At 38.4% G+C, this 12,735-nt stretch carries 10 protein-coding genes; all 10 read right to left on the bottom strand.

The features are described from left to right. Window positions 1-78 precede the first annotated feature (78 nt). The 10 genes from VF06_RS11510 to mltA all read right to left on the bottom strand — a co-directional run bounded on the left by VF06_RS11510 (window position 79) and on the right by mltA (window position 12,606). Window positions 79-1,680: a TrbI/VirB10 family protein gene (locus VF06_RS11510; RefSeq protein WP_099069469.1), complete on the bottom strand. Its 1,602-nt coding sequence runs from the start codon at window positions 1,678-1,680 to the stop codon at window positions 79-81. A gap of 8 nt (window positions 1,681-1,688) precedes the next feature. After that, window positions 1,689-2,381, bottom strand: a complete 693-nt coding sequence (locus VF06_RS11505; RefSeq protein WP_099069468.1) for a hypothetical protein — start codon at window positions 2,379-2,381, stop codon at window positions 1,689-1,691. Window positions 2,382-2,637: 256 nt separating this feature from the next. Beyond that, window positions 2,638-3,462, bottom strand: a complete 825-nt coding sequence (locus tag VF06_RS11500) for a hypothetical protein (protein WP_099069467.1) — start codon at window positions 3,460-3,462, stop codon at window positions 2,638-2,640. Window positions 3,463-3,633: 171 nt separating this feature from the next. Beyond that, complete coding sequence (locus tag VF06_RS11495; RefSeq protein WP_099069466.1) at window positions 3,634-4,683, bottom strand: hypothetical protein; 1,050 nt, start codon at window positions 4,681-4,683, stop codon at window positions 3,634-3,636. A gap of 178 nt (window positions 4,684-4,861) precedes the next feature. After that, window positions 4,862-5,665 carry a hypothetical protein gene (locus tag VF06_RS11490; protein WP_099069465.1) on the bottom strand — a complete coding sequence of 268 codons (804 nt, stop codon included), beginning with the start codon at window positions 5,663-5,665 and terminating at the stop codon, window positions 4,862-4,864. Between the two features lie 241 nt (window positions 5,666-5,906). Then, on the bottom strand, window positions 5,907-8,654 hold the full coding sequence (locus tag VF06_RS11485; protein WP_099069464.1) for a putative type IV secretion/conjugal transfer ATPase: 2,748 nt from the start codon (window positions 8,652-8,654) through the stop codon (window positions 5,907-5,909). Beyond that, a complete protein-coding gene (locus tag VF06_RS11480; protein WP_099069463.1) occupies window positions 8,608-8,979 on the bottom strand; it encodes a hypothetical protein in 372 nt (123 codons plus the stop codon). The genes VF06_RS11485 and VF06_RS11480 overlap by 47 nt, the downstream gene beginning before the upstream one ends. 14 nt (window positions 8,980-8,993) lie before the next feature. Then, window positions 8,994-9,623 carry a hypothetical protein gene (locus VF06_RS11475; protein WP_099069462.1) on the bottom strand — a complete coding sequence of 210 codons (630 nt, stop codon included), beginning with the start codon at window positions 9,621-9,623 and terminating at the stop codon, window positions 8,994-8,996. Between the two features lie 890 nt (window positions 9,624-10,513). After that, entirely contained in the window at window positions 10,514-10,837 is a 324-nt protein-coding gene (locus VF06_RS11470) for a helix-turn-helix transcriptional regulator (protein WP_099069461.1), read from the bottom strand. Window positions 10,838-11,322: 485 nt separating this feature from the next. Beyond that, entirely contained in the window at window positions 11,323-12,606 is a 1,284-nt protein-coding gene (gene mltA, locus VF06_RS11465; protein WP_099069460.1) for a murein transglycosylase A, read from the bottom strand. Between the last annotated feature and the right edge of the window lie 129 nt (window positions 12,607-12,735).

Below are 12,735 nucleotides of genomic sequence, written 5' to 3'. Positions count from 1 at the left end.
CAAATTGCGAATTCCTATGCCTTATAAGCCAGGATTCAGTGTTAAGTGAGAGCCGAAAATTGGGATAGATATTATCTTTTAAAATTGGGTTGCTTGGTTGACATAGATTTCAACATTTGTGCCTGCTGGCAAAAACCAAACGTTTGTTTGTTGTGACATTTGGGCGATGGCCTGTTGATTGCGTTGGGCAATTTGCGGTACTACGGAGTTCAAACCACCTTCAACGATGCCAGCTGGGATATTTTCTCCAGTGTTGGTGTTGCTCACAACTGTACTTCCACCATTGATGGTGACGACTTGGCCGTCGGTGCGATTTAATAACTCTGCGGCTTTGCCAATACCTCCTAAAACAAATAGTCCCAAATCCATTGATGCTACAGAGGAACTTTGACCAGGAAATTTATTACCTATTAAAGGTCTGCCTTTGTTGCCGCGAATAATAATCGAATTGTTGGGTAAGTTTCGTTCTGTGAGGTTACCGTCATTTTGTGAGATAACTTTGGTTATGTTCATCTGCACAAGACCTTGTTCGGAAATAGAACGAATTTCAGTGAGAAATTCGGTGTTGGCGGGTAAAGCGACCTCTCCATTGGCGGCTTTTAGCGGTTCTTTCAATCGAACTACAAATACGTTTTTATCTGTTTGTTCTCCGTTATTACCGCCTCTGGTAGTTTCGCCAAATATCGCCGTTGCCAATACGGCTTTGGCACTAGTACCGATGGCTACAGTATTCTGTCCTTGTGGTTGTGCTTGGCTAACTACGGCAGGCCCCTGTTCTGGGGGTTGTTCGCTGGGATTGGGGTTTGGTGTTTCTTGGGGTGGCTGCTGAGGCTGCTGCATTTCGTTTGTAGGTTGGGGAGCAGCTGCGATGTTATTTGGTTGTTCGGTGACATTGACCTGGCCGTAGCTACCTAATTTTGCTAGTTTTGTCCACTCATCAAATGGGTTTGGTGGGGCTGGTGGGGTAATGGTAACTACGGGTTGAGTGTTTGGTCTGAGAACTGGTAGTTGGGGTGTTAGTAAAGGTTGGGGAGCTGGTACTCTGACGATGCGCTCAATGGTCACTGGCTGAGGAACGTAAGCTGTTGGTGGGGGTGTGGGTATCACTTGCTGTCTCCTGGTGGAAGAAACTGATGGTTGTGCCAAGGCTACTGTGGAAGTTGGTTTTGGCGTTCTCAGCTTTTCTTGGGCGGCTTTTACTGACTGTGCTTGTTCGGTTAGGGCTAATTTTGTTTTCAGAGTTTCGATTTCGCTTTGCAGCTGTTCAGAAGTTGTTTGATTTGTGGGTTGCGATCGCACTGGTGGAGTGACAAGATTATTTCTGGGCTTTTGACTACTACCACTCATCAATTGCGACAAAAACACACCAGCCACCAAAACTACTGCTAAGGTAGCTGCACCTACTAGACCTAATTTGGCAAAAGGATTAGATGAGAGGGGCTGCTGTGTTTTAAGTTCTTCTGGTTCGGATGACGGTTCGGATATTGCAGCTTCTTCTAATGTTGTTTGGCCTAGACCTTGTCTATGAAAGGCATCGCTAGCAGGTTCTTCTTCAAAACCAACCAACCTAGCCATCCGTGATTCCCAATCGTCATATTCTATTTCTAGTTGGCGATCGTCGGTGTCTAAAGTTAATAAATTTGGTGGAGAGGTTTCTGTCGGAATTGAATATTGAGTCATGGTAAAGCTTAGTTGGAATTTCCAGAACAATTTTTATCTTGAATTTCACAGACATTATAAATTTCTAGTCTGGCTTCACCAAGGCGGTAAACCGCAAAGTGCGACGGTAGCGGCGCATTTGGTAGTGAAGTTGCTGGCTCATTTATTGCTCTAACTAAAATTTGTTTATTAAAGGAAGTTGATTTTCCCAATTTATCATAACTGCTAAAAGTCAATTGATTGGCAAATATCTCGACTTTCCATTGACCATTACCTATTTTTGTAGGTTGAGATATTTTTTGGATTACTAATACATTTTCAGTGCCTCGATTGACATTTTCAAATTGGCTATCTGGGTTTAAGTTAATTACTTGTGATTTCATTTTTTGCTTAAAATCATCAGCCACCAATTGAGAACTAATTTCCCAGACTGTTGTTGGTGGTTGTTGCTGCGACCAGGTAAGCATTAGATTCATACTTTCAGCTACAAAGCGCCGAATAGTTTCTGGTTGTCGCTCTAAATTCTCTTGGGGGTCTGCTGTAATCACGCGACCATCAACGAGTTGTACTAAACTTTGAGGCGTGAGTTGCCGACGTAACTGTTGTAACATAGACCCGTGAAATATCAATAGCAGTAAGGTAAATACATGTAACCCAAATGTTCCTACTGCCAACAGTGGTAAGGCGTTACTTTTTTTATTTTCTGATTTAAATATCTGCATTAATAATTTGTTGTTATCGTGTGTCAGGAGTCAGGAGTCAGGGGTCAGAATTCAGGAGTCAGAATTCAGAAGTCAAGAGAAGGTTTTAGCAATGGATATACAGTATATTTGAATTTAGTGAAGTACACTATTTCGTTCTCGAAGCTCAACAAAGATTCTATAATAATTTTTAATTTTACTATACTACTAAGTATACTAGACCTTTTATAAATTCTGAATTCTGGATTCTGAATTCTGAATTCTGGATTCTGAATTTTTATCTGATAAAATTATCTGTTTTTTGTTGAATTTTGCATTCTTTTAATTGAGCTTCATTCAGGTTACTGTAGTTATCTAACAAACATAAATCTCGAATTTCATAAATCTCTAGTCTATCAGCGCGGACGCTATAAATTGCTTTTTGCAGGTCAGTGCTACTTTCCATTTGGGGATTAGGAAAATAATCTGTGGCACGCACGAGAAAATCTTTGTTAAAAGGAGTTATGACTCTTCTATCATCACCGCGATTTTTTTGAACTAAATCAGCTACCATACCTACTCGCCATTGACCTGGGGCAATTTCTTTTGGCGGGTAAATCCGTTTAATTACTAACTCTGATGTCATTCCTTGTTTGGGATTTTCAGAAAACACTTCCGGTGGTGTGATTTCGGCAATTGTGCTTAAGAAACCTTTGCGAAAGTCTTCTGATAAAGCAAAACTAGCTATCCAACTAGTGGTACTAATTTTTTGACTACCGCCTTGGGGTGTTCTAACTAATATTCCCAAATCTGCTTTAGGATTTGCGACTTCTTCAATTTTTTGTGGGGGTAAGGTTCCTGACCACTTAAACATTGCAATCATGGTTTTGCTGATGAATTGACGAATTGCTTCTGGATCTCTTTTTAAATCATCAATTTCATCTACTTTTTTCCCATCTATTAATTGGACGAAATTTGGAGGTCTTCTCAAACTCAGTTGACGAATAGTTATGCCTTGAAATAAAAATAATAGTAAGATGAATAAATGCAAACTAAAGGTGGCGATCGCAAAAATTGTTAAGACACTGACCGTTTTTTTTCTTTTCTCTAGTAAACGTACCATGCTATCACCTCCTGCGATAAAAATTTTTGGTTGTTATATATGATGATAGGCGATATATTTTTTTGAACAAATGATTTAATATTGTTATATATTGTCATATTTTTATCATGATTCTTTAATTATTCTGACTCCTAAATTCTGACTTCTCAATTCTGAATTCTGAATTCTTAACTATATTCTCTCCTTGACTAAAGAAGCTGCATTATTGATAGCACTGAACACTGCAAACCCCCCAGCAGCAGCCACAACTAAGGATAAAATCGGTGCTAGAACTCCCAGAAAAATCATGAACCACATTAAGTCTGGGTCAACATTAGCATCTTGACCGGGGCCATTAACAATAACTGCCGAAGTTAACACAGCAATAATATTAAATGAAATCTTGGCAATTCCAATGGATAAAAATCCAGTCAGCCATGCAAAAATTGGTTTACCGACTACAGGTAATAAAGAAGCACCCAGAGCAACAGGCCCTAAAGCTGCTATCAGCAACATCGTTGCTTCTATTAAATTTTGAAAGGCGTATTGTAAGGAAACTAAAAAGTTTTTGATGCTAGTTTGTACTGTAGAACCTAATAAAGAATTAAATGCGGCTTCCGATACAATACCCGTGCCATATCTAATATTATCTACCTTCGTTTGTAGTCTGGATATCCAGTTTTTATTCCCGTAGGAATCTCGATATTTTTGCCAGAGAATATTTACTTTTTCCGCAGCTTTGGCAAAACATTGACTTTGCTGTTCTCCAGTTAGGGACTGACAAGGACGCAGGAAAGAACCCGCTACCTCTTCAGCAACACTCATACTCAAAGCTTGTTGGTACATTTTATCTGCATCTGCTGTGGTCAATACTTGCTGATTTGCAGTATCTATAAAATTACGCACCCCCAGTGTCAAATTAGAAAGTATACTGCCGTTGCCTGAATTATTTAAGAGTATTACTACTACAAAGGGCCAAATTAATGCTGATATGGGACGAGTATATTCATAAGTTAATAAATCCCTGAGGAATTGTACCATAAAAAATAATAGGGTTCCCACTGCAAAGAAAATACCTACATTCGTCAAGGTTCCATACAGGTTATTATTGGTGTTATTTTGTAATAAATCTAGCCATTGTTTGTCCCAACCTTCGGCAATACTTTGGGAAGTGGCGACACCATTATCAAGAATTTCATCAATGCCTACTTGGGCAAAAATTCGTGGAATAGCAAGTTGCATTATTTTGAGCTTACGGCGATTTTTTATGATTTTTATACTAAAACACCAGACTAAACTGAAAATTTGACGCTGCTTCGTCAAAAGTTAAAATTTCAAATTCAATTCATTGATAACTCACTCCTACAATGTCCAGAAATGTCTGAATTCTGAATCCTGATTTCTGAATTCTGAATTCTTCTTAATTATCTTTTCTGCCAAATAAATCTATTTGAGAAGTCGCTCGTAAAAGTCGCGCTGCTTCGCTTGATGTTTCAACTCTGCGAGCGCGATTTGCTTCTTCTGTTTGTTCGGAAATGTTGGCTAAATTTAAATTTGAGTATTGCAAAGATTGATTAGTTTGTATTGTCTGGGCAAATGTTTCACCGATAATTTTTGATTGTTCCTGTTGAATTTTAATGCTTTGTGATTGATTGGCATTCAGTAATTGCGCTAATATTGCTGTTGCTGGATCGAGTTTACTTGCATCAAAAACTGGGATAGGAATTTTACTTAATAAACTTTGGGTTTGTTCTTCGGCTGCTTCAGCAAAGCCGGAAATATTTTGTAAACTTCTTTCTGTATCGATTAACTTGATTTTTGAGCGAATTTGTCCATTTTCCCCTAGTAAACTTGCTGCGGCTCCACGGGTAATTACACGATTAAGTTCATTACTAACTAAATTTCCCCTCACAGCTGCATTATTTTCAAAGCGATCCGATCTAGAGTAGAGAATTAAATCATCGCGAACTTTATCCCCTGCACTCACGGGGTTTGGTATATTCAATTCTCCTTTGGCATTATTTAGAGCATTCCTACTTTGGAGTTCTACAGGTTTTAAGTTATCGTTTAAATTGTATTGAAAGTAGTTTTGTAAATCTGTGGAATATGATTGAAAATCATTCCAAACTTGGCCTAATTGTGATTTGTTTGTGGTAAACTGGGCTGCTACAGGTAGAATTCCCAGAAATACGAAAGTCAATGTCAAAATGGTAGTTTTTCGCATATATCTGTACCTGAAAAAGGTAGACGAAATTATCTAGTTAGTCAGAAATTTATTCAGCTGAAGTATTATTCAGTTTTTTTCAAGATTAAATTATTATTCTTTGGTGGTTGACATCTTGCCCACCTTCGTTTTTCAGCGGGCAAGATGCCCACTCCACAGTGGATTTTGCAATATTTTTTTGTTTGGTAGTTTTAGATAATTTTTGGAATTTCTATCAACCAGTCATAGATATCCTCCCTGATTAATTACTACGTAGTGTAGCTACTAACTGACGTGCAAATGCGGAAATTGCTTCATATTTATCCTTATGAATTTGCATCATTTGACTGCGTGCAGTTTGTTCGTAGGGGTTGTTGGCCACCGCTGCCAATTGTTCGTAACCTGGATAGTAACGACAGAATGTATAAACGCCGTTATCATCTAGCAGCCATTGGCTATAAATGCCTTCTTTGCGTGGGAAAAAGCTTTCTGAGGCATTACGAGCGATAATTTTACGGGGATATTTTAATATGTCTGCAAAACTATCCACTGCAACTGGTTGAATACGTCCAATTAATCGAGTTGTTAAGTTTTGCAGAATTTTTGAGGCGGCTTTAGATTTGGCGATGGTGTCAGGGTCTTGTGCTGATAGTATAACTCTGATACCGGCTTTGGCTCCGTTGGCACAAATTCGACCCACTAAGTCGGAAATTTGCTCGAATTCAAATAAAATCGGGGCTTCATCGATAAAGAATATAGAAGCGGGGCTACTTAATGCGCGTCTGAGTGCTGCTGAATAAGCACTTAAGGATAGTACAGCCGCATCTTCACTATCTGAAAGGTTTCTGAGAGCAAAAACTAAAAGTTGGGCGTCGGTGGGAAAACTGGATGGTGCAGAAATGGCTTGTCCAACGCGGCTAGAAAGCCAGAAACGTAAGCGTAGCTGAATTTGACTGAGGGCATCTTCTACTCTGCCACTTAAGGAGCTGAGCTGTAAATGTTCTGGGGAACAGAAAAACAGAAAATCCTTTAAAGTCGGGGTTTTTTGCCAAGCTGGAGAACCGAAGCCTCCCGCCATTGCTTTGCGATATCGCTCTTTGATACCTTCATCAGCAAAGAAGACTTCTAAGGCTAAGTTGAGAATCGATCGCACCGTTTGAGATAAAATTTGACTTTCGGTAGATGAGCCTAAAACCATTGTCATTAAAGCTGATTCTAGGAACGAGGTATAATCTACCATGCGATCGCGTTGTTGTTCTGGATCTAACGCTCTTAAATCTGGCTGTTCAAATAAGTTATTCGATTGTTTGGAAATATCAAAATAAGCTCCATTCCCCTCCATAAACTGTGTATAGTCGGTAAAAGTAGACGTACCATCAGGTTTAGGAAAATCTAGAGCCACTACGGGAATGCCATAGGCTAAAGCTTGAGTTAAAATTCCCGATACTAACACCGATTTACCAGCACGAGTGGTGGCAAATAAAGCTAAATTTTTGTGTTGATTAAATAAATCTAAATGTACTGGCGTTCCACCTTCTTCTGCAATCAATTCAAAGCCTTGTCTATCGCCTCTTTTAGTTAAAACTAAAGGCATTAATCCCGGAACTTCACTGGTTAAATATAACTGACGACGATTGAATGGTGTTGCTAATAAACCTTCCCAAACTATGGGGAGAGTTTGCAACCAAATTTTCCAGGCGTACTCGGTTTCTCGAATTACCCTAGCTGGACGTTGGAAACAGTTTTCAATATATCTTGTGGCTTCGTCTAATTTCTCCACAGTTGGCCGATGTACCAAAATGACAACGCTTGTATAAATCGGCACTGCCCCTTCATATAATTGTTCTTGTGCTGCTACCGATTTTTTTAACTTTAATTGGGCGTTGACATCAATGGTTTTACTTTTTTCTTGAGCTAAAATTGTGGTCATATTTGACTGCTTCAGCACTCGTTGGAGAGTAGTTTTCACTAATGCTGGATTTGCCGCAGTCAATTCACAAAAAATTTCTGTATCTACTACTGTTTCTCTGGCTAACAGTTCCCATAAATACCGCAGTTGAGCCGATTTATTTGGCCAGCCACCGGGTTTTTCCAGAAATGACATAGTGCCAGTAAAACGATTGTTCACATGTACCCAACGGCGATCGGCACGGGGTACGCTAGACTCCATGAGCAAAGTTGTACCGTGGATATTATCTATCAACAATTTGCTACTAGCTAAATCGGAATTAACTTCTTCGTGGAGTCCCTCTTCATCCAAGGTAATAAGTTGGGGAATATCTATAGGCTGGGTATCATTAAATCTTCTCCAGATGTCTTGCCAAAGTTCCACTGCACTCAAAGCTCTAACATCCAATCCCATTTTGTTAGATAAAATTTGTTCCCAACGGGAAAAACCTTGTTTGTAAGCATTGCTAATTACCGTTTCTAGGCGTTGGTTTTCGGCTTCTGAAAGTTCGCCTTTAAATTTCAACCACCATGCCTCGGCTTTGACTAAAAACCTTTCTATCCAATCATCTGCATTTTTTGAGGTTGTTTCCACTGTGTAGGTGACATAAATCCGTAAAAATTTCGGCTTTCGTACACCAGCTTTAGTCAGTTCTTTAATTCTCGCTCTCTCGGCCATCAGCAAATATTTAATATCTTTTGATGGCGCATTTCTAATGAGTGATGCTAATTCTTTTTGCCGTTCTGTATCTGAACTAAAAGACCCCAAATGCAGTGTCATTCTTTCACCGCTGGGAATATCTTTTAACCCGGCTTCAATGTTATTAAAAAGTGTATCTATTTGTTCTGGTCTTAAAGTGGTATGAATTCCCTTACAATCAAAGCCAAAAACAAAGCAGAACCGATCCTTTTGAATGCCTTTTGTTAACAAATAAGCACCAATATCACGTCCATTCATGGAGACGCGCAACATTGTCGCCAAGTGCAAGGCATCTTCAAAGGGTGTTAATCTAGTTTCATTTCCGGCGCTGCCGACGCTTTGTTTTCCGATTTTTTGCTTCATGGTTAACTTCCAGTAAGCTTTGATAACGAGCAAAGCCTCTTGTCCAAGCGGGAACGCCAATAAATTTACTTAAAAAGCTCCAACTTCTCCCACCAGTTAATATCCACCAGGTGGCAATTCCCCAACCAGTCATTAATAGCGTCCACAGCCATTTTTGAAATTCTTCTTGGAAAAGCCCGCCAAAAATCCCATTAATAATTAAGTAGGATGATAAAGCGATTACTGTCCAAGGAAGAATTTGATCTGCCGGAATTGGCCCTAATGAAGGTTGGCTTCCTAGAACTTGGTTAACTGGACGAAATTCTTGTTCCCGCTCTTCAGACATTTCTCAAATCTTAATTAATTACTGCTATTGTTATTGCCAATTACAAACCGCGTGAGTACATCAGCAATGGTAACAGCTACAACCACTAATAGGGGAGTTCTGGCGATACTTTGCCAATCTTCATCTTTACGAACTGCATTAATTACACCAACCAAAGAAATTGCAATATATAGCAAGAAAAGTGCCCGCAATATATTAAATATTAAACTGACTGCGGTGTCGCTACCACCTGCATTATTTCCTGTGGAACCATCATTTAAGGTTTTTTTGAAAAACTTTTCTGCTTCGCCAAAAAACTGTGCTTGTGCGGGACTAGCAAACTGATCTAACCAAAACAAACTCAGAACGATCGCTGCTGCTAAAATTTGTATGATTATTAGCGATCGCCTTGGTAAATTTACCTGCTGTCCAATTTTATGAGTGATGACTGCAATTAAACTACCAACTAATAAACAAAATAGCAGGATAGGACTTTTGAAGCTGATAACTGTTAAAAATACAGCACAAGCAATCAAAAAAGGTACAGATTCAACCAAAATACTCAAACTGGATTTCAACGCCAGTCTTGATTTATGACCTAATGTGGCTACACTACCAGTTAAAGCTTGGAAAAAGTTTCTCTGGTGAGAACTTTGTCTAAACATTTGCTAATTTTCCTATGGTTTACTATGGGCGTTGGTGTTTCAAATTTTACAGATGAGACAATCTTACATGATTCAACATTTATTTTTCCCAAAATTATAAAGTTCAGCAAAGTTATACATCATAATACGATTTTTTATTAATTTTAGTTAACAAAATATTAAGGGAACTCCAAAAAATAAATTATTTTGCTTCAAGTCGCTGACTGTTGAGTGTTAACTGTTAACTGGGAACCGTCAACGAATTCCTTGTTCAAAGCTAGTTTTGCTCCTTAGACTTGAGTACTGAAGTGCTACACCTCCTTACTTGCTACAGACTTGGCAAACAAATCAAGCAAGCGGCTGCTGTATCCCATTTGCCAAGACTTTTGGGAATACTTTTAGAGATTATACTAGCACTACCATTTACACCCGTGTTAATCAGTCTACCGTCACTAGCACTAAGTAGGCCGCCTTTGAAATACAGGATTTCTATTTGATTGCAGAAAAAAACTCGCCCTTAACTCGCAAAGCCTCCAGCCTTATTCTCTACTCTCACACAAATGCTATTCATCGCATCTGTACTCAGTTGCGTCCTGAGTAAATAAATTCAAAAATCAAAGACAATTCTGATATTCCAAATGTTTAAAAATTGGTTAATGTTGGATAAAAAATAGTAAAAATTATCTATTTATACTAAGTTGTAGCCAAAGATAGTAACTTGGGCTGGGAGTGGGTAAATTTAGTTGAAGAAGAATTATGAAAAGAGGTAAAAAAATTTTTAAGGGAACACGTAGTGCAAGAAAAAATACATCCGTCGTTAACAAATACCCTATTTAATTAGGTGTATCGAACTGTTTTTTGTTGTCCGTTCCCTGTTCACTTTTAAAGAAATCAAATATGAGTCCTATATCTTAAATTGTTGCTTTTCCCGTTGTATCAGAACTGTTTGTGGAAAATTTCTCATTAGTACCCAATAAATGATGTATCTCGCTTAAGGAATCTGGGTTAGTAGATTCTTGTGGAGAGTCGTTGACAAATTCAATCAACTCTTCTACTTGGCAATTCAAGGCTTTGCAAAATCGAATAATTCTTTCAATATGATCTGTCCCAGTTCTACCACTTTCCCAGTTTTGAATAGTGCTTTCAGTCACACCAACAAGACGCGATAACTCAAGCTGGGTTAGCCCTGCTTTTTCACGAAGCAAAGCAATCCTTGGTTTTGGCTTTTGTTTCACAGGTACAGCACTTTTTTTGATCTATAGTCTTATATCCTAGCATTCAAAAAAATATTATCTGGCAAATTACTAAAAATTTTTATTAACTATCATTGGTGAATTCAAAAGTCAGAATTCAGAAATCAAATAATCTCTGTGCCAAGGGTTTGAGACTTAGATTACGTAGTTTAATTTCGTTAAAATACTGTGTGATTAGTAAAAATAAATCATGTATAAGCTTGATTACCAATAGTAATTTTAACGAGATAATAGATAAAGACAAAACATAAGTTATGTTTAATATGAATGGGTTACGGTACGAGTAAAGCAGATAACTAAATCATTTAAACCTCCTCTTAATTTACATCAGCCGTAACTTTTAAATTCTGAATTCAGGGCGAACAGCCGTTCGCCCCTACAGGTTATTGTATGTGTATCAATATTTTGGTGAATTGGTATGACTTCTGAATTCTGACTTCTGAATTCTGAATTCTGAATTCTGACTTCTACTTCAGTAATAGATAAAACAATTGTCCATTACTAACTGTCACGCCAGCACGATCGCCTGCAATTTTACCAGTACCTAAAAAATAATCCACTCTACCTGCACCTTTAATTGCGCCGCCGGTATCTTGGTCGAGAACATAGCGGCTAATAATGCGTTGTTCCATGTTTCCAGTAGAATTAACTAAGGGAAAAGGGGCGCGAATTAATGCTAAAGCACCGGGGGGCATGAGAGATTTATCTGTAGCAATAGAACGCTCTGCTGTTAGTGGTACATTGATAGAACCTTGGGCTGGTTCGCCGTGGTTTTCTTGAAAAAAAACAAAGCTGCGATCGCGGGGAATATAAATATCTAATTCTTGGGGATGTTTTTGGAAATAATCGAGAATCATGGGCATAGTTACACCTTCTTGCGGTAATTTGCCATCATTAATTAATTCTCGCCCAATGCTTTGGTAATTATAAGCAGTATTACCTGCATAACCTATACTTGTTTGAGTGCCATCAGTTAGTTTAAGTTTCGCTGAACCTTGAATTTGAATCATATATGGTTCGAGGCGATCGCGAAACCAAAACAATTCTAAGCCTCGTAATTTACACTTTGCACCTTGTAAGCCGTCTGCTCCTTCTAATTGTAGGCGTGTAGGATGAGGTTTAGGCCAGGAGTTGATATCAGGAGGTAATCGATAAACAGGATAGCGATATTCTGCTGTGGGGACGCGACTCGCTGCGTAAAGTGGTTCGTAATAAGCAGTGAATAAAACAGCGCCTTTGTTATCTTTACCAACTGATTGATAATAAATAAATTCTTTTTCTATGGCTTGATGTAACTCCGTTGGGGAATTAGTTTTTAAGAGAATTTCGCGGAATCTTTGTAAACTTTTGAAGATGCGATCGCGGCTAATTCCACTCACTTGATAATTTTGGTAAGCATTTGCAGCTGCTTTTGTTTGTAGGTATTGTAAACTGCGATCGATAGCTGTTAATAATGCCTTTTTATCTGGTATTTCTCCATAAATAGCCTCATCTAAACAAGAAGCATCACTCTGACAACAAGTAACTGGTGTCCTGGGAATTAATATTGGTTTTTGTTGTTGAACAGATGCATTTTCTTTTTCACTCGTCAACGACACTGGTATATCCCACTTTTTCACCCGACATTCTGGCGGACTGAGTTTTGGATTTGCCAAAGATTGCATCCTCAACAAAGAAATTAATAAAACTACAAGCCCACTGATAGCAATAAAGTTGTGAAACTTGCCTAATTCCGAAAATATCTTTTTCATCGCAATTAAAAATGTTATTTCTGGAGACGTTGCATTGCAACGTCTCTACATCAAGGATTTGCTAACAGTGGCATTTTAAAATTCCAAAATCTGCATAATCCATCAAAATTAATCGCATCAATTATTAGT

This window comes from Nostoc linckia z4 (genome assembly GCF_002608075.1).
Classification (GTDB): Bacteria; Cyanobacteriota; Cyanobacteriia; order Cyanobacteriales; family Nostocaceae; genus Nostoc; species Nostoc linckia.
The sequence above is the reverse complement of the archived record's forward strand: the minus strand, read 5'-3'. Positions and strand labels throughout refer to the sequence as shown.

Coding starts and splice junctions, on each gene's coding strand:
- VF06_RS11510 (WP_099069469.1), bottom strand. CDS start 1,680: ATGACTCAATATTCAATTCCGACAGAAACCTCTCCACCAAATTTATTA.
- VF06_RS11505 (WP_099069468.1), bottom strand. CDS start 2,381: ATGCAGATATTTAAATCAGAAAATAAAAAAAGTAACGCCTTACCACTG.
- VF06_RS11500 (WP_099069467.1), bottom strand. CDS start 3,462: ATGGTACGTTTACTAGAGAAAAGAAAAAAAACGGTCAGTGTCTTAACA.
- VF06_RS11495 (WP_099069466.1), bottom strand. CDS start 4,683: ATGCAACTTGCTATTCCACGAATTTTTGCCCAAGTAGGCATTGATGAA.
- VF06_RS11490 (WP_099069465.1), bottom strand. CDS start 5,665: ATGCGAAAAACTACCATTTTGACATTGACTTTCGTATTTCTGGGAATT.
- VF06_RS11485 (WP_099069464.1), bottom strand. CDS start 8,654: ATGAAGCAAAAAATCGGAAAACAAAGCGTCGGCAGCGCCGGAAATGAA.
- VF06_RS11480 (WP_099069463.1), bottom strand. CDS start 8,979: ATGTCTGAAGAGCGGGAACAAGAATTTCGTCCAGTTAACCAAGTTCTA.
- VF06_RS11475 (WP_099069462.1), bottom strand. CDS start 9,623: ATGTTTAGACAAAGTTCTCACCAGAGAAACTTTTTCCAAGCTTTAACT.
- mltA (WP_099069460.1), bottom strand. CDS start 12,606: ATGAAAAAGATATTTTCGGAATTAGGCAAGTTTCACAACTTTATTGCT.